Annotated in this window: 15 protein-coding genes; all 15 read left to right on the top strand. The window is 67.2% G+C overall.

Features of this window, described 5'->3' with window-relative positions:
- The first annotated feature begins 37 nt into the window (after positions 1 to 37).
- The 15 genes from G6N32_RS00670 (at position 38) to eccE (ending at position 18,291) form a co-directional block, all read left to right on the top strand.
- The gene (locus G6N32_RS00670) at positions 38 to 943 is read left to right on the top strand and encodes a DUF1295 domain-containing protein (protein WP_115317804.1); all 906 of its coding nucleotides are present in this window, start codon (positions 38 to 40) and stop codon (positions 941 to 943) included.
- Positions 940 to 2,067: an FAD-dependent oxidoreductase gene (locus G6N32_RS00675; protein WP_115317803.1), complete on the top strand. Its 1,128-nt coding sequence runs from the start codon at positions 940 to 942 to the stop codon at positions 2,065 to 2,067. The genes G6N32_RS00670 and G6N32_RS00675 overlap by 4 nt, the downstream gene beginning before the upstream one ends.
- A gap of 63 nt (positions 2,068 to 2,130) precedes the next feature.
- Positions 2,131 to 3,282, top strand: a complete 1,152-nt coding sequence (locus G6N32_RS00680) for a DUF5631 domain-containing protein (protein ID WP_163789039.1) — start codon at positions 2,131 to 2,133, stop codon at positions 3,280 to 3,282.
- A gap of 104 nt (positions 3,283 to 3,386) precedes the next feature.
- Positions 3,387 to 3,704: a DUF2710 family protein gene (locus tag G6N32_RS00685; RefSeq protein ID WP_115317801.1), complete on the top strand. Its 318-nt coding sequence runs from the start codon at positions 3,387 to 3,389 to the stop codon at positions 3,702 to 3,704.
- A gap of 31 nt (positions 3,705 to 3,735) precedes the next feature.
- Positions 3,736 to 5,232: a type VII secretion protein EccB gene (gene eccB / locus G6N32_RS00690; protein ID WP_115317800.1), complete on the top strand. Its 1,497-nt coding sequence runs from the start codon at positions 3,736 to 3,738 to the stop codon at positions 5,230 to 5,232.
- A gap of 2 nt (positions 5,233 to 5,234) precedes the next feature.
- Entirely contained in the window at positions 5,235 to 9,305 is a 4,071-nt protein-coding gene (eccCa, locus tag G6N32_RS00695) for a type VII secretion protein EccCa (RefSeq protein ID WP_115317799.1), read from the top strand.
- Positions 9,306 to 9,420: 115 nt separating this feature from the next.
- On the top strand, positions 9,421 to 9,720 hold the full coding sequence (locus tag G6N32_RS00700) for a PE domain-containing protein (RefSeq protein ID WP_102805988.1): 300 nt from the start codon (positions 9,421 to 9,423) through the stop codon (positions 9,718 to 9,720).
- Between the two features lie 4 nt (positions 9,721 to 9,724).
- A complete protein-coding gene (locus tag G6N32_RS00705; protein WP_115317798.1) occupies positions 9,725 to 10,957 on the top strand; it encodes a PPE domain-containing protein in 1,233 nt (410 codons plus the stop codon).
- Positions 10,958 to 11,085: 128 nt separating this feature from the next.
- Positions 11,086 to 11,391 carry a WXG100 family type VII secretion target gene (locus tag G6N32_RS00710; protein WP_102805990.1) on the top strand — a complete coding sequence of 102 codons (306 nt, stop codon included), beginning with the start codon at positions 11,086 to 11,088 and terminating at the stop codon, positions 11,389 to 11,391.
- Between the two features lie 32 nt (positions 11,392 to 11,423).
- Positions 11,424 to 11,708 carry a WXG100 family type VII secretion target gene (locus G6N32_RS00715; protein WP_276048142.1) on the top strand — a complete coding sequence of 95 codons (285 nt, stop codon included), beginning with the start codon at positions 11,424 to 11,426 and terminating at the stop codon, positions 11,706 to 11,708.
- Positions 11,709 to 11,775: 67 nt separating this feature from the next.
- Entirely contained in the window at positions 11,776 to 12,609 is an 834-nt protein-coding gene (locus G6N32_RS00720; RefSeq protein ID WP_115317797.1) for an ESX secretion-associated protein EspG, read from the top strand.
- On the top strand, positions 12,610 to 13,641 hold the full coding sequence (locus G6N32_RS00725; RefSeq protein ID WP_308213164.1) for a MinD/ParA family ATP-binding protein: 1,032 nt from the start codon (positions 12,610 to 12,612) through the stop codon (positions 13,639 to 13,641).
- Positions 13,641 to 15,122: a type VII secretion integral membrane protein EccD gene (eccD, locus tag G6N32_RS00730; RefSeq protein ID WP_115317796.1), complete on the top strand. Its 1,482-nt coding sequence runs from the start codon at positions 13,641 to 13,643 to the stop codon at positions 15,120 to 15,122. The genes G6N32_RS00725 and eccD overlap by 1 nt, the downstream gene beginning before the upstream one ends.
- A complete protein-coding gene (gene mycP / locus G6N32_RS00735; RefSeq protein WP_115317795.1) occupies positions 15,119 to 16,759 on the top strand; it encodes a type VII secretion-associated serine protease mycosin in 1,641 nt (546 codons plus the stop codon). The genes eccD and mycP overlap by 4 nt, the downstream gene beginning before the upstream one ends.
- The gene (gene eccE, locus G6N32_RS00740; protein ID WP_115317794.1) at positions 16,756 to 18,291 is read left to right on the top strand and encodes a type VII secretion protein EccE; all 1,536 of its coding nucleotides are present in this window, start codon (positions 16,756 to 16,758) and stop codon (positions 18,289 to 18,291) included. The genes mycP and eccE overlap by 4 nt, the downstream gene beginning before the upstream one ends.
- Position 18,292 lies beyond the last annotated feature (1 nt).

Genomic DNA, 18,292 nt, shown 5'->3' on the forward strand with positions numbered 1-18,292 from the left:
GAACGTGTTACAGTTCGGCCGCGGTAGGAGGCTGGAAATGGTGGACCGAAGCAAAGCAAAATCGCTGTGGTTGGTCACTGCGGCCTACGTCGTCGCGGTCGCGGCCGGCGCGGGCTGGCTGTTGTATGGCCCGTCGGCGACCGGGCGGTTGTGGCTAGACGCGTTCATCGCCGACGTCATCGCCACCCTGGTGGTGTTCGTCTTCAGCCGGGCGTATCGGAACTCCAGCTTCTACGACGCGTTCTGGAGCGTGATCCCGCCGCTGCTGCTGATCTACTGGTGGGCCGCCGGGCCGCTCGGCCTGGATTCGGTGCGGTGCTGGCTGGTCTTCATCGTCGTCATGTACTGGGCGATCCGCCTGACCGGCAACTGGGTGTACAGCTTCCCCGGCCTGCACCACGAGGACTGGCGATACCCGCAGTTGCGCGCCGGCGCGGGCCGCTGGGAATTCCTGGCCGACCTGTTCGGCATCCACCTGGTTCCGACCGTTCAGGTATTTCTGGGCATGCTGCCGGTCTACGTCGCGGTGACCCGACCCGGCGACGGTGTGGTCTGGCTGGCCTGGGTCGCATTCGCGGTGGGCATCGGTGCGGTGACTCTCGAACTGGTGGCCGACACCCAGATGCATCGCTCCGTCCGCGACAAGAAGCCGGGCGCAGTGATGGACCGCGGGCTGTGGGCCTGGTCGCGGCACCCAAACTATCTCGGTGAGATCGGTTTCTGGTTCTCCGTGGCGCTTTTCGGCGTCGCTGCCGCGCCTGCCGACGTCTGGTGGCTGTTCGTCGGGGTGATCGCCATGGTCGCGATGTTCCTCGGCGCCAGCATCCCGATGATGGAGAAGCGCAGCCTGGCGCGCCGTCCGCAGTACCAGGACGTCATCGACCGAGTGCCGATGCTGATACCCCGCCCGCCCCGAAAGGCCAGCGTAGGAGGAGATGTATGAGCCGCAAGCCCCGCGTCGTGATCGCCGGCTTGGGCGACAGTGGGCTGCTCACCGCGATCAAGCTGGCCCGTCACGCCGACGTCGTCGGCATTTCGGTCAAGCCGGCCCTGGTCAGCGGCCAGGAGCTCGGGCTGCGGCTGGCCAGGCCAAAGGACTGGGCTCGCGACAACTGGATCCCGTTCGAGAAGTATCGCGGTCTGGACCGGGTGCGCACCGTGCAGGCCACGCTCACCGGTCTGGATCTGGAGAACCGCACTGTGCTGGGCACCGCCCCGGACGGCTCGCCGGTCACCGAAACCTATGACGTGCTGGTGATTTCGACCGGGGTGCGCAACGGCTTCTGGCGCCAGCCGACGCTGCAGACCCCCGAGCAGATCGCCGCGGATCTGACCGCCACGCACGAGCGGCTGGCCGCCGCCGGCTCGGTGATGATCATCGGCGGCGGCGCCGCAGCGGTCAGCGCGGCCGCCAACATCGCAACCGCATGGCCGGGCAAGAAGGTAGACCTGTACTTCCCGGGTGAACGTGCCCTCACCGAGCATCACCACCGGGCCTGGGAACGGTTGCGCGACAAGCTGATCGGCTTGGGCGTTGGCGTGCATCCCGGGCACCGCGCGGTGCTGCCCGACGGGTTCGACGGTGACGAGATCACCGACGGCGCGGTGCAGTGGAGCACCGGGCAGCCGGAGTCGAAGGCCGACGCGGTGCTGTGGGCGATCGGACGGGTCAAGCCCAACACCGGCTGGCTGCCGCCGGAGCTGCTCGACGAGCAGGGCTTCGTCAAGGTCACCCCGGAGTTGCAGCTGTGCGGTCACCACCACGTCTTCGCGATCGGGGACGTGGCCGCCACCGACCCGCTGCGCGCCTCGGCGCGGGCGCGGGCCGACTCGCTGCTGGCGCACAACATTCGCGCGACGCTGGCCGACCGTCCGTTGAAGAAGTACCGCGCACCGCGGCGCCGGTGGGGTTCGATCGTGGGGATTCAGGCGGACGGGCTCGAAGTTTTCGCTCCCAACGGCACCGCCTACCGGTTCCCGGCCTGGTCGATCGACCGGGTGTTGATGCCGTGGATCGTGCGCCGCGGCATCTACAAAGGGGTCCGACGGAATCAGCCGCTGACCTGAACGGCCTGGTAAACGGTTCACGGCCGAACTGACACCGCAGGGATCGACGGTAGGCTCCTCAAAGTGGCGATCTTCGGTCGGAACACGGCGCGCCAGCGCCTGAAGCGGGCGACGCGGCAGGCGCTCTCCGCGCCGACCTTTGACACGCCGCCGGACGCCACGCCGTGGGTGATCGGTGGGCTGTGGCCCGCGGAGCTGGAGACAGTCAAGCCGGCGACCGCCGCCGTCGCCGCGCACCTCAAGAACGACCTGCAGCGCATTGCGGACTCTGCCAACGAACGGTTGCGCGCGCTGCACCACTCCGACGTCCCCGACTTCGCGCGACGGGCCGAGGAAGTCCGGATCATCGAGACGGCCAGAGCCTATGCGGTGCAGCGCGTCGAGTCGACGATTCGCCAATTACGTTCTGCGGAAGATGATTTCGATACCGATCCGGCGATGCCGAAGATTACACCGGAGCAGGTGCGCGAGGTAGACCCGATCCCGACGCCGGTGGTTGAACCCGTCGAAATCAATCCCGAACCTGAACCATTACCCGAACCCGAACCGTTACCGGAACCCGAACCGCCGCCCACACCGGAGCCCGTCGATCGGCAGCTGGAGTCCATGCTGGAGTTCGTCGCCCGCCAGGAGCCCGGGTTGCGGTGGGCGGTCGGGGAGCGCGCGGACGGCACCACTGTGCTGGCCACCGATCTCGCGCACGGCTGGATCCCGTCCGGCATCGCAGTGCCCGCCGGTGTCGATCTGTTGCCGCCGGCCAGGCGCGGCGGACGGGTCGGCGAACTGCTCGGTGAGGTCGTCCGGTCCGCGGTGTATCACCCCGGTGACCCATTCCCCGGCGGGCGCACTGATACGCCGACCTCGCTCGCTGCCCGCGACTTGCCCCGCGTCGACGACCTGGGCTGGAAGCTGGTGGAGGCCACCCACTGGCGGGACGGGTTGCCCCGGATGGTGCACACGCTGGCCAAGGCCGGTGCGGCCCGTACCGGTGTGCTCGACGCCGAGGTTGACGTCCTGCGAGTGCATTCCGACACTGCGCGCTATCAGCTGATGGCCCAGTATCCCGACGTCGATGCGGCCCTGTTGAGCAACTGCCTGTTGTTGGCTGCGACCGAAGCGATCGCCCTGGGTGATGAGCTGTCCGCCAACTATCACTTCGCCTGGTTCGAGGCGCTCAGCGCCCCGCCGATCAGCCAGTGGGGCACCGCTCCATAACTGAACCTATGGTGCGAGGTTGCTGGGACGTTTTGTCCCGGTGGCGCCCGCCGATGCTGTAGAAGTGAATTGACGCAGGTAGCGACGGTCGACATACTTGTGACGTGGCGGGATCGGGCAGCGGTCGCGAGCTTAGCGACAGGGATCTCGTCGACGCGGTCTTGAGGGAGCTGAGTGAGGCTGCCGAGCGTTGGGAGGCGCTCGTCGCGCAGGCCGAGACCATCACCTACAGCGTCGACCTGGGGGACATACACGCGGTGGCCAACTCCGACGGCAAACTCGTTGAACTGACTTTGCATCCGGCTGTCGTGACCGATTACACCCACGGTGAGCTCAGTGAGCGGCTGAACCTGGCATTCGCCGCATTGCGCGAGGAAGCCGAATCCGACAATCAAGCACGGTACGGAGGTGGACTGCGGTGACCCCTGCAGACCTGGCGGAGGGACACCACCCGTGCCGCTGAATCTGTCGAACCGGGACCAAAACTCCGGGCACCTGTTCTACAACCGCAGGCTGCGGGCAGCGATCACCCGCTTCTCGGTGCGGATGAAGCACGACGACCGCAAGCAGCAGGCAGCCGTCGCACTGTCGATCGTCTTCGTGCTGATCGGCTGCGGGTGGATGGCGCTGCTGCATTTCATGAAGCCCGCCGGTCTGGTGGGCCAGTCGAACATCATCGGCAACCGCGACACCGGTGCGCTCTACGCCAAGATCGACAACCGGCTGTACCCGGCGCTGAACCTGACCTCGGCCCGCCTCGCGACCGGCAGCTCGTCATCACCGACCTGGGTCAATGCCAAAGAGATCGCGAAATATCCGACCGGGCCGATGATCGGAATCCCCGGTATCCCCGACGATCTGACCGTGTCGGCGAACCCGGTGTCGGCATGGTCGTTGTGTGACACCGCCGCGGCACGGGGCAGCGGCCAGACTCCGGTCGTCACGGCCATCGCCGGCGAGATCTACGGTGGCGGCCGTGCACAGCCCATGCGCTCGACGCAGGCGGTGCTGGCCACCCACGGCACCGCGACGTATCTGGTGTGGAACGGGCAGCGCACCCAGATCGACCCGGCCGACCGCTCGGTCACCTTCAACCTCGGCCTCGACCCCGGCGTGACGCGCCCGATCGACATCTCGAACGCGCTGTTCGACGCCATGCCGGCAACGGAACCCCTTGTCGTGCCTGCTATTCCGGAGGCCGGCACACCGTCGCGCCTACTCGCCGGTTCCGTCGTGGGCAGCGTTCTGGAAACCAAGGACTCGAACGGCAACGTCAGCGGGTTCTATGCGCTGCTTCCCGACGGCGTCCAGAAGATCACCGGCTTCGTCGCAGACCTGCTGCGCACCGCGAACAGCCAGGGTTCGACCACCCCGCAACTGATCTCGCCCGACAAGCTTGTCGATATCCCGCAGGTCACGGTGCTCAACGTCGACTTCTATCCGACCGGCAAGCTCGATTTCGTCGACACCGATGCCAATCCGGTCACATGCGTGGGCTGGCAGAAGCAGACCACCGACCGGCAGGCCGCGGTGACGTTCTTCAGCGGGCGTGGATTGCCGAGCCCGGAGGGCATGGATTCGCACATCGTGCGACTGGTCCGCGACAGCCGTGACCCCGACTCCGTCGAGGCCAACCAGACCCTGATGCTGCCGGGTGCGGCGAACTTCGCCGCATCCACCAGTGCGGCAACCTCGTCGGACACCCGCGAGAGTCTGTATTGGGTTTCCCCGCAAGGGGTTCGATACGGCATCGAATGGGATCAGAGCACGCTGCAGGCGCTGGGAGTGGACCCGCGCCTTGCGGTACAGGCGCCGTGGCCGATCCTGCGCACGTTCGCCGCGGGCCCGGCCATCAACCGCGCGACCGCGCTGCTGGCGCGCGACACCATCGACCCCGGCGGTGCGGTGGCCCCGGTGGCCGCACCCGGCCAACAGAACGCGGGAGGATAGCGGTGTCGAAGAGGGGATTCGTCCGAGGCCCGCGTAAGTCGACGCCGGCCGTTCCACCGGTTCGGGTGGCGGTCGCGCCGCCGCTGGCGCTGCCCGAGCGGGAGCCGCGCAACATCCTGCTGATGATTGCACTGCCTGCGCTGCTGGTCGGCATCATCGGCACGCTGGTCGTGATGTACACGTCCGGCGTTCGCTCCCTGCAGTCCGGCTTCTTTCCGATGGTGGGTCTGGTCGGGTTCGGTGCGCTGATGTTCAGCGGCCGGCTCGGCCGCGGCCGCCGCATCAGTTGGGGCGAGCAGGAAAAGCAGCGGCGGATGTATCTGCGCCAGCTCGACGACGATCGCGACGAAGTGCAGCGCGCCGCGCAGGACCAACGCCGTAGCCAGCTGTTCGTGCACGGCGACCCGCAGGAGCTCGACACGGTGATCGGCGGCCCCCGCATGTGGGAACGCCGCCCCTCCGACGCTGACTATCTGGACGTGCGGCTGGGCATCGGGGTGCAGTCGACCGCCGACTCGGCGGTGTCGCTGCAGTGGCCCGAGGTACCCGTCGGCGAGGAGCTCGAGCCGGTGACGGGCCGCGCGCTGCGCGACTTCATCCTGGAGCAGAGCAAGATCCGCGGCATCGGCAAGGTGCTGAGCCTGCGCTCCCGCCCGGGATTCAGCTTTGTCGGGGACGATCCCGAGGAACTGCACGCTTTCATGCGAGCGGTGCTGTGTGAGTTGGCGGTTTATCACAGCCCCAACGACGTCAAGCTGATGGTCGTCACCCGGCACCCTGAACTGTGGTCGTGGCTGGTGTGGTTGCCGCACAATCAACACGACGAGATGTTCGATGCCTGCGGGCTGCGGCGGCTGGTCTTCACCTCGCCCACCGAGCTCGAGGATGCGCTCGACGCCGAGTTGCATCGCAAGGGCCGCGGGCCGTGGACGCCGCCCAGCGGCTCCAGCCCGACGACCATGCTCTCCCCGATGGAGGCGGCGTCCGGCAACGCACTGGGCCCGCACTGGGTGATCGTCGACGACAACGTCGGCACGCCTGAGCAGTGGGAAGGCATCACCGGTCAGAAGGGCATGGCCGGAATAACGGTGTTGCGCTTGGCGTCCCGGCCCGGAATCGGAGTCGGATTCTCCGCCGAGGAGGAGCGCTTCAGCCTGCGCGAGGGCCGGCTGCGGCATCGCAATGCCTTCTACGCCGTCGCCGACATGCTCGCCGAGAGCACCGCCGACCGCTACGCACGCTCATTGGCCCGGTGGTCGCCGATGACCGCGGGTGAGCTGTCCGAGACCGACAGCCAGGGCGGAGAGTTGTTGCGCGCGTTGGGTATCACCGATCCGCGCCGTCTCGACGTCGATCGGCTGTGGGCCGAGAGCCGAGGCCGCGGGGACCCGAAGTGGGCGGTGGTCCCGGTCGGCGTCAAGCCCGGTGGCGAACTGCAGTACATCGTGCTGCGAGCCAAGGACTTCGGTGGTTTCGGCTTCCACTCCGTGGTGATCGGAACCTCTGGTTCCGGCAAGTCCGAGTACTTCCTGTCGCTGTGTAACGGGATCGCGCTGACCCACTCGCCGGAGACGTTCATCGTGATCTTCGTCGACATGAAGTTCGAGTCGGCTGCCCAGGATCTCGCGGGCTTGCCGCACGTGGCGGGTTCACTGTCCAACCTGGGCAAGGACGACCGCCACCTCGCCGAGCGGATGCGTAAAGCCATCGACGGCGAAATCGCCCGCCGTTACCGGCTGTTCAAGGACGCCGGCGCCCGCGATGCCAACGAGTACGAGGAGATGCGGCTGGCGGGCCGCGATCTGGAACCGGTGCCGATCTTGCTGGTCATCATCGATGAGTATCTCGAGCTGTTCCACCATCACCCCGAGTGGATCGACCTGGTCATTCACATCGGTCAGGAAGGCCGCGGCTGTAACGTCTTCTTCACCCTCGGCGGTCAGCGGCTGGATCTGTCGTCGTTGAGTAAAGCCAAGAGCAACATCGCTTTCCGGGTTGCACTGCGTGCGGAGACCGCAGAGGATTCCCGCGATGTGATCGGCAGCGACGCCGCGCTGCACCTGCCGTCCAAAGAAGCCGGCTACGGTCTGCTCAAGGTCGGGCCGCGTGAACTCGAGCAGTTCCGCTGCTTCTATGTGTCGGCACCGTTCGTGGTGCCGAAGAAGGTGGTGACCACCGACACCACCGTGGACGTCAGCTTCACCCAGCCGCGCCCGCTGACATGGGAGTACCAGCCGCTGTCCGCCGAGGACAACGCCGCACTCGCCGAGGCCGACGCTCCCGAGGAGCCCGACGAATACCTCTACCACGCAGACGGTTTCAAGAAGAAGAAGCTGCTCGACGTCATCCGGGAATCGTTGATCTCGCACCCGGCCCGCGCACCGCACCAGATCTGGCTGCCGCCACTGGAAGTCGGCGAGACCGCCGACGCTCTGGTGGAGCGCTGGCGCGGCAAGCCGTGGTGGGTGGATTATGGCCAGAACCCGGGCCTGCTCATCCCGGTCGGAATCGAGGACTTTCCCGAGGACCACGCCCAGCGGGTGCATGTCATCGATGCCGAGATGGACAACATCATGGTGGTCGCCACGGCCCAGCGCGGAAAATCCACCACGCTGATGACGCTGGTCACCTCCGCGGCTTTGATGTACCGGCCCGAGCGGGTGACGTTCTTCTGTCTCGGCGCGTCGCTGTATCCGGTCGAAGACCTTCCGCATGTGGCGGGCGTCGTCAGCCTCACCGACACCGAAGGTGTGTCCCGCACGCTGGCCACCATCGAGGGCCTGATCCGGGCGCGGGAAGCGTCGTTCAAGCGCTACCAGATGGACATCGGCGAGTTCCGTGAGCGCCGATTCGGGGCGGCGGGCGGCGGCGGTACCGATCCCGACGACAAGTTCGGCGACATCTTCCTTGTCATCGACAACTTCGGCGACTTGTATGACAAGGACAACGGCATGGGTGACCGCGCGATCTCGATTGCGCGCCAAGGCCTGTCGTACGGAATCCACGTCGCCACCAGTGCCAGCGGCTGGTTGGTCGGCCAGAAGCAGGCCCTGCTGAGTGTGTCCAATGCGCGAATTCAGTTGCGGCTGAGCAATCCTGACGAGACGCAGATGGGCACCGGCATGGAGCATCGCCGGGCGGCACGAAACACCTTGGACCGTCCCGGGTTCGGTGTCACCAGGCTCGGTCAGGAACTGCTGATCGGGTTGCCTGAGATCGTCGGCCCCAACGGCGAGCGGATCCCCACTCGCCAGGTCGGTCAGGTGATCGCGGCCCAGACCGGCGCGAGCAAGGTGGAAACGCTGGCCCGCCTGCCCGAACGCATCGGACTGCGCGAGATCATCGCCGCCTACCCGGCCACCGCCGACAGCCTGGACATTCCGTTCGCGATGGGGGAGAGCGCGCTGCAGGCGGTGGCCCTGCCGAGCCGGCAGGTGCCCAACCTTTTGGTGGTCGGCCGACAGGGCTGCGGCAAGACCAGCAGCCTGGCCGCTTTCGGGCAGTCGATCGCCGCGCGGCTGTCCCCCGACGAGGCGCAGATCACGATCATCGATCCGAAGACCAGCCTGATCGGCAAGATCCAGGGCCCGCACGTGCGGGCCTACGCCTACACCCCGGACGATATCGACCAGGTGCTGGCCGATCTGGCCGAGATCATGCGGGACCGGCTACCACCGTCAGGGCTGAGCCAGGAGGAGCTGCTGACCCGCACGACGTGGACCGGACCGCACCACTATGTGCTGATCGACGACGAGCAGGAATTGCGGCCCAGCGGAGCCATCGGCAAGGCCGCGGCGACGGCGCCGCTGTGGCCGTTGATCGAGCGAAGTCGTGAGATCGGGTTGCACGTCATCGCTGCCCGTCTGCCAGGCAACTGGGCCGGTGTCTCGGCGATGAGCCCGTTCCTGCAGAAACTCACCGGTTCACGGGCCCCCACGCTGTTCATGGACAACGACCCGCAGACCGTGAAGGTGTACGGCCGTACCAGCGCTCAGCAACTGCCACCGGGTCGCGGATTGATGGTGACTACCGACGGGGTTATGGAAGGCGTATTAGTGGGAACACCAGAGTAATGGCGATCTGCAAGTTAGCTGCAAACGCAAACACATAAGTAGCCTTAGGTCGCCAGCACACTCTAGTATCAGGCAAGATTGCAGGTACGCCTGTGATTACCGGGAGGAGAGCAACATGGTTTTGAATGTAAATGCAGCGACGGTGTCGACGTCGGCAACAACCGAGACCAGCCTGAGTGCGGAAATGGGCGCGGCCACGTCGGCTGCCTCCGAGGCGCTGATGGGTGTGCTGCCGATGGGCGCGGACCTGGACTCTGCACAGTTCGCTGCGGCGCTCAACGCCGCAGGCGCCTCATACGTCGCAACTGCCTCAGAGCACCTGGCCAATCGCGGCATGTTCGCGGGCTCGCAGGAGTTGGCCGCGGCGACCTACACCGCCACCGACATCCTGAACAACGCGGCGCTGGTCATCTAGACCGATGGCAGACGCCTGGCCGACATTCTCGCCTGAAACCAACTACCTCCGGCTCATCGGGCCGGGGGCAGGCGGGACGGCGACGACGTTGGCCAACGGCGCGGCCTGGCAGGCGCTGATGGGCAGCAATGAGCTGGCCTTCTCGATGTCGCAGCTGAACACCGCCGTCACTTCGCTGAATTTCGAGGGCGTCGGCGGCCTGAGTTCGATGACCGCGGTCACCGGACTCAACACAGCTCTGCAGCTGCTCGCCGGCTGGGTGCAGGAGAAGCCGCCGATCGCCGCCAGTGCCGTCTCGGCCTACGAGACCGCGGTGTCGTCGATGATTCCGGCGGAAGTCTCTATCGCGAATCGCACCGAGCAGGCCGCTGACGTGGGCATCAACCCAGCCGTCCTGGGTGCGCTCACGCCGGCGATCGTCGCGCTGGATACCGAGTACTACGGCGAGCACTGGCCGCACAACGCCGGTGCGGGTGCCGCCTATGGCGCGGCCCTGGCTGCGCTTGTCGCCGCGCTGGCCATTCCGCCACCGCTGGCGCCGTTGGGTGCTTCGCCCGCGGCGGGTGCCTCCGCCGCTGCGGCTGTCGCGCAGGCAGCCGGCACCACCGGCATGCAGGCTGCCACCCAGGGCACCGGTCAGGTCACCCAGATGGCCGGCCAGACCGCCGCCGCACCGGCGTCGGCCGGTGGCGAGATGAGTTCGATGATGATGCAGCCCATGCAGGCCGCGATGGGCGCCATGCAGCCGCTGATGGGCATGTTCCAGGCGCCTATGCAGGCCTTCCAGGGTCTGTCGAGCCTGCCGCAGTCGATGATGGGTCAGCTCGGTGGCCTAATGAACGGGATGAAGGGCGCCGACGCCGCCGTGCCGGCCGCCGACCTGGTCAAAGCCGGTGCTCCGGTCGGCGGTATCGGGGGCGGCGGGGCCGGTGGCGGTATCGGCGGCGGTGGCGGCGGTGGCGGTGTACCGGGCGCGGGGTTGACCAGCTATACCCGGCCGACGAGCAGCTTTGCTCCGGAGAACTCGGGCAGGCCGACGTCGCTGAAGACGGGTCTGCTCAGCGCGGCCGAAGTACGCGGCCCGACCTCGTCGCCGATGGGTGGCGGCGCCATGCCGATGTCGCCGGCGCACGCCGGCATGCTCGGCCAAGGCAAGGGAGAGAACAGCAAAGACGATGTTGCGCGTGCGCAGGTCGTAGTGGGGCATGATCCGCAACGCGATCCGCGACTCAGCTAATAGCTCGTACTTAGGGGGTGCGTCCGTCAACGTTTGCCAGAGGGTGAAGTGACAGCTGGTCCGCCCCCACCCGATACTCGACAACACATCCCCTCACCGGGATCACACTCAGCAAAAGGGAGAAGCACATGACACTCGTCGTCACACCGGAGGTGCTGCGGAGCACCCAGCAGGCCATCGAGTCCGCGCTCGAGCACGCCACCGCCATCGCCAACGGCTACCTGAGCCACCACGAAGGCCTCGGCTCGGCGGTCTGGGGCGGCCAGGCGCAGCTGGCGTCGGTGAACACCGCGGCCCAGATCAACCACGACCTGCAGCAGACGATCACCGGCGGCACTCGGTTGGCCCACGGCCTGAGCCAGGCGGCTTCGATGATGGAGCAGCACGAGGCCGACGCCGCGCACAGCCTCACCAGCTTCGCCGCGAACGCCTGACCCTCAGACCACCTACCGAAAAGGACTTGATCATGGACAACATCACCTACAACCACGGCGGTGTCGCCGATTTCGCCTCCGACGTCGGCCAGCGATCAGCTCAGCTGATGGAGATCCACGACGATATTCTGCAGCGCACCAACGCGATTGCCGATTTCTTCCAGGGCGCTGCGGCGGGCTCGTTCCATGAGGCGCAGATGCAGATGCTGCAGGGTCTGCAGGGTCTCGTCGAGACGATGAACCAGCACGGCACCACGATCAGCAACGTGAACGACAGCGCACATCAGACCGACCTCCAGATGGGCAACCTCTTCTAAAGCCGACGTTCTCAGCCGGTGGGGGCGCACGGTCGGTGCGCCCCTGCTGTCTGTCTCGGGGAGAACCATGTTGACGACGACAGTGGACGGCCTGTGGGTCCTGCAGGTGTTGTCCGGTATCGAAGTAGTGGCACCAGAGCTCGGCCTGCGGCCGCATCTGCCCAGTGTCGAGACCGCGCAGATGGCTCTGGCCCACCCCATCGCCGACGAGCTTCGCGCCGCGGGTGTCATCAACGATGCGGGCGGCGTCGACGAGGCGGTCCTGGAATGGCTGACCGTGTTGTCCCGCCGCGACATCGCGCTGGTGATCTACGCGCAGACGCCCGCGCAGGACATCGAACCGGAACGGGTTCTGCTGGCCCGCTTCGCACAGTGGTGGGTTGCCCTGGAACGCAACGGGATCCTGGTGCGGCTGTCCGGTGTCGGTACCGCGAGTTCCGAAGAGTCGGCCGGAATGCTGATCAACTCGCAGATCGAGCGGCTCTGCGGCGAGATGAAGCCGGCGTCTCTGCGCCCGGTGACCATTAACGTCCCCGAATTGCTTGCGGCGGTTCATGATCAGGCGAGCCTGCGATCATTCCTGCTCGACCGCAGGTTCGACAGCGATCAGGTCACCATGCTGACGATGGCTGCCGACACCGACCGGTCGGCGCAGGCCTCGGTGGTTGCGATTCAGTCCGGTATGCCCAGCGGGCCTGCGCGTTCGCACATCGAGAAGGGGGCGGTGACCATCCTGGACACCCCGCAGGGCAGGCTGGTGTCCGAACACGTCACGCGCGCCGGAAAATCGTGGATGATCATTTCGCCTGGGTCAGCCGCCAACATCGCGTCCGCGGTGCTGAAGATGGTTCGCCGACTGCCCGCCGAAGACGAGTGGTACTCGCACAGAAAGGTTGTCTAGGTGACGAATCCCTGGAATGAACCACCGCGGTCGGCAGATCCCCGCGATCCCGTCGGCCGCGAAAGCTTCGGTGCACACCACCGCAGCCACCAGGACTCCGTGTCCGGCACCCTGCGCATCTCGGACATGGTGGCGCCACGCAAGATCCCGCCCGGTTCGGGATGGCGCAAGTTCATCTACAACGCCTCGTTCAAGACCATCAACCTCGGTGAGTCACCCGCCGAGCGGCACTATCGCGAACTGCGCGAACGGATCCGCAGGCACATTCGCAAGCAGTACGTCATCGGATTCGTGTCGGGTAAGGGCGGTGTCGGCAAGACGACGATGACCGCGAGCGTCGGCGCGGTCTTCCGGGAATGCCGTCCGGAGAACGTGGTGGCGATCGACGCCGCGCCGGGCTTCGGTACGTTGGCGGGCCGTATCGACGAAGCACCGCCGGGCGACTACTCCGCGGTCCTCAACGACACCGATGTCCAGGGCTATGCCGACATCCGAGAGCACTTGGGGCAGAACCAGATCGGTCTCGACGTGCTGGCGGGCAACCGGGCATCCGACCAGCCCCGCCCACTGGTACCGGCGATGTTCACCGGTGTGCTGTCGCGGCTGCGCCGTACCCACAACGTGATTCTGGTGGACACTGCCGACGATCTCGAGCACCCGGTCATGAAGGCGGTGTTCGACGCGTGCGACACCCTGGTGTTCGTCTCGGGGCTGACCGCCGACACCTCGCTGCCGGTGACCCGGTCCATCGATCTGCTCCGCTCGCTGGGATATCACGAGTTGGTGTCCCGCAGCATGGTGATCCTCAATGACAGCCGCAACAACTACGACTCCGACGCGCGCAAGTATCTGACCGAGCGGTTCAGCCAGTCCGGTGCGTCGGTCGAATTCATGCCCTACGACCCGCATCTGGCCAAGGGCGGCATCATCGACGCCCAGCACGAGTTGCAGAAGAAGACCCGGCTGCGGCTGTTCGAGATCACTGCCGCATTGGCCGACAAGTACATCCCGGACGCCGATAGGCCGCGTTGATGGCGAAGGTCTCGTTTCCGGCTCGCTGCGCGGTCGCGGTGATCTGCGGCGAACACCTTGTCTCACAGGTCTATCCGGCATCCGTGCCGGTTGAGGTATTCATCGACAACGTCGTCGAGTTGCTCAACGAGGAGCTCAAGCGGCGCGGCGTCCCAGGCCTAGACCCGGGCGTCGCGTATGAACTGAACCGCGCCAACGGGACTCGGCTCGACGTGACCAAGACGTTGGACGAGCTCGGCGTCGAGGACGGTGCGACCCTGGTTCTGGTGCCGGCCCAGGAGGGCGAGTCCTTCGAGCCGCAGTACGAATCGCTGTCCACCGGCCTGGCCCGAGTTGGCAAGCGGCTGTTCGCCCCGGTGACCGCCGAGACCGCCGCGCACACCGCGCTGGCGGTGCTGGCGATGGTGGTGCTGTCCGTCCTCGGGCTGGGCGTACATACCAGGCTGCACACCGACTCCGTCATCCCGGCCATCGTCACCGGCGTGACCGGATTGCTTCTCGCAGTTGGCGCGGGTTCGGTCTGGCGGTGGTGGCCGCAACGCGCCGACCTGCTGAGCGGATTCGGCTGGCTGGCGGTTCCGCTGTTGGCGGTCGGCTTTGCCGCCGGAGCGCCCGGTGGTGTCGGGGCTGCCCACGTTTTCATCGCGGCCCTGGCCGCCGCAATGCTCACCGTCGGAGTGGTCACGATGACCGGGCGGCATGTCACCGTCGCGTCGACGGTGGTGACACTGTGCGGCATCGGCGCCCTGGTCGGCGTCGCCCGGATGTGGAATCCGATCCCGGCGCAGTGGCTGGGCATGTGCGCGCTGATCGGTTTGCTTCTGCTGCTGACGCTGGCACCGACCTTCGCCCTGTGGACGGCCCGGATTCGCCCGCCGCACTTCGGTTCCATCACCGGACGCGATCTGTTCCGCCGAAGCGACGGGCTGCCCGTCGACACCGTCACGCCGGTCGACGACGAGACCGAGGACGAGCCGAACCCGGACACCACGCCGACGGGCGCGATCATCACCGAAGCCGCCCGACGGGCGAACAGCGTACTGACCGGGATCTGTATCGCGGCCGCGATCACGCTGCCCGCGGCGGTGTGGGCGACCCTGATGCCGGGCCAGGGCAAGAGCATTGCCGCGGCCGTGCTGGCCGGACTGTTCGTGCTCATCTTCATCAGCCGGGGCAGGGCTTTCGCCGACAAGCGACAGGCGGTCGCGCTGGTGTGCGGCGCCGCCGCAGCACTGTGCGTCGGTGTCATCCGGTACGTGCTGGCCGCACCGGCGGACTCGGGCATGGCGCTGCTGTGGGGCGCGCTGGCACTGGCCGCTTTTGCAGGCGCTGGATTGGCTGCGGCACTGTTGGTTCCGGTCACCCGGTTCACACCCCTGGTTCGCATGGTGGCCGAATGGCTGGAACTCGCCGCGATCGTGGCAGCGTTTCCGCTGGCTGCCTGGATCGGCGGGTTGTTCACCTGGGTCAGGATGCGATGATCGGACAGCGGTTTGCCGCGACGGCGATGGTCATCCTGCTGACGGGATTGATCGCCAACATCCCTGCAGCGCAGGCGATTCCGCCACCGAGTGTGGACCCCTCAATGGTTCCGCCGGACGGTCCGCCGCGCCCGGATCAGCCGATGCGGCAGAGCAACATCTGCGCCCGGACCATCACCGTGGCCGACCCCAACGTGGCACTGCCCGCACCGAATCTGGCGATGCTCAACGTCGTCAAGGCATGGCAGTACTCGACGGGTAACGGCGTACCGGTGGCCGTCATCGACACCGGGGTCAACCCCAGCCCGCGGCTACCCGTGGTGCCCGGCGGGGACTACATCATGGGCGGCGACGGCCTGATGGACTGCGATGCGCACGGCACGATCGTCGCCTCGCTGATCGCAGCCAGCTTGCAGGGCGGTCCGCCGCCGGCTCCGATGCCGCCCACTCCCGCCTTCCCGCCGCCGGCAGGCCCGCCTGCGGTCACCTCCGCGCCGCCGCCTCCGGGATCGCCGCCCGCGCCTCCGGCCCCGCCGCCCCCGCCTGTCCCGGTGACGGTCACCGAGACGAAACCGGCGCCACCACCGCCACCGCCACCGCCTCCGCCGGACCAGCCGTCGGCGGGCCCGGGCGATCCGGACCCCAACGGGCCCGAGGATCCCGAGGTGCCGCCGCCCCCGCCGGGAGCGCCGGACGGTGTCGCAGGAGTGGCCCCGCACGCAGTGGTGATCTCGATCCGTCAGTCGTCGCGCGCATACGAACCGGAGAACCCGGGACCCGGTGACAACGAGGCCCGCAAGAAGGCCGGAACCGTGGCCACGCTGGCCAGTGCGATCGTCCATGCCGCCAACATGGGCGCCAAGGTGATCAACATCAGCGTGACGTCGTGCGTCTCGGCCGCCGACCCGCTGGATCAGCGCGCACTCGGTGCGGCCGTCTGGTACGCCGCGACAATCAAGGACGCGGTGATCGTCGCCGCCGCCGGAAACGAGGGTGAGGACGGCTGCGCGCAGAACCCGTCGTTCGACCCGCTGGACACCTCGGATCCCCGGGACTGGCATCAGGTCAAGACCGTGTCGTCGCCGTCGTGGTTCTCCGACTACGTGCTGTCGGTCGGAGCCGTCGACAATACCGGCGCGCCGATCAACAAGAGCCTGGCCGGACCCTGGGTGGCCGCCGCCGCGCCCGGCGTCGGTGTCATGGGACTGTCGCCGCAGACCGGAGGCCCGGTCAACGCCTATCCGCCGGTGCGCCCCGGGGAGCGGAACATGCCGTTCTGGGGCACCAGCTTCTCGGCGGCGTACGTCTCCGGTGTCGCGGCGCTGGTCCGAGCCAAGTATCCGAACCTGACCGCGAACCAGATCATCCACCGCATCTTGCAGACCGCGCACAACCCGCCTCGCGGGGTGGACAACCAGGTCGGTTACGGCGTGGTGGATCCCGTTGCCGCACTGACATTCAACGTGCCGCCCGGTGACCGGCTGGCTCCCGGATCGATGACCCGGGTGATGGCCCCGCCGCCACCACCGGCCGCCCCCGACCATCGCGCGCGCAACGTGGCGCTGATCTTCGCAGGCGCCGTTGTCGGGGCCGTCTTGCTGGCGAGCATCATCGGCCGCGCCAGGCGGGCGCGATGAGACGTCACAGCATCCAGCTCGCGGTGATCCTCGCCGTGCTGGCGCTGGGGCTGATCGGGTGGGTCGTCTACGGGCTCATCGGTGCCGGTGTGGGACTGGCCCTCGGTCTGATCCTGTTCGCGATTCCGTGGCGCCGCCAACCACTGTGGTCGTGGGCGGGTCTGTATCTGCGACGCAATCGCCCCATTCTGCTCAGCGAGCCGGTGACGGTGGCCAACGACCGTTCCGGCGGCGGCGTCCGGTACCAGGACGGAGTGGCCATCGTCGCTGTTCAACTACTCGGGAAGGCCCACACACCAACGATTTTCACCGGTTCTACCGCGGCGCAGACTCGCAACAACCTCGATGTGAGCGAGCTGTTGCCTGCCATGCACCAGAGTCTGGGGCTGACGATCGAGTCGCTGTCGGTGGTGACGGCGGGCTCGCGCCGCCGCAGCACGGGCGACTATCCGCGGGTGTACGACACGCTCATCGGAACGCCGCCGTATGCCGGAGCGCGGGAGACCTGGTTGGTGATCCGACTGCGGGCCCTGGAGAACGCCGACGCGTTGCGGCGCCGCGCCACGGTCGGAACCGCAGCGCTGGCCGCAGCTCAACGTATCGCGGCAAGCCTGCGGTGCAACGGAATTCGCGCGAAAGTGGCCACCGCGACGGATATGGTCGAGTTTGAGCGCCGACTGGGCCGTACCGCGCTGGAATCACACAACCAGCGCTGGAAGACCGCACGCAGCGACGCCGGCTGGCTGACCACGTACGCCTACCAGCCGCGCGACATCAATGCCGAGATGCTCTCGCAGGCGTGGGCGTTGCGTGCCGACGGAATCATCCAGAACATCACCCTGTTCCCAGACGGAACGGCGAGTGCGACCATCACCATCCGCAGCGCCCAGCCGCCGACAGCTCCGCCGAGCGTGATGCTCAAGACGCTGCCGGGTGAACAGGCGAGCGCCGTCGCCGCCAATCTGTGCGGGCCCAGGCCGGAACTGCACGGTCTCAGCCGCGGGCGCGCGCCTGCAACTCTGGTTCTGCCGATCGGCCCGTCCGGCGTGCTGCTTGGCAAGGTCAATGCCGGTGACCGGCTGCTGCTACCGCTGGGCGATCCCGGTGAGTTCAGCCGCATCCACATTGCGGCCGAGGACCCGATCGCCAAGCGCATCGTCGTCCGGACCGCAGGCGCGGGCGACCGGATCACGGTGCACACCAGCGATCTGCAGCGCTGGGAGAGTGTGCGGATGCCGCACATCGCCGTCTCCGATCAGCCGCGACCGGCGTCGGGGACCACGGTCAGCGTGGTCGACGGAACAGTCGCGCCGGCTCCCCGGCCGAACACGGTGATCTCGGTGGGCCGTCCCGGCGAGACGCGACGAGGCACGGCCGACGTGGTGATCACCCAGATCGGTCCGGCCACCGTCGAGGTCAACGCCGCCGGCCAGGTGTATATGGTGGAGGTGGAGCTGTTCCGCGCCGAAAACCGTTACGTGTCAAGTGAACCGACCAGCTTGCGGTCGGATGAACTGGAGCTGGCAGACTAGT

Source organism: Mycolicibacterium aichiense, assembly GCF_010726245.1.
Classification (GTDB): Bacteria; Actinomycetota; Actinomycetes; order Mycobacteriales; family Mycobacteriaceae; genus Mycobacterium; species Mycobacterium aichiense.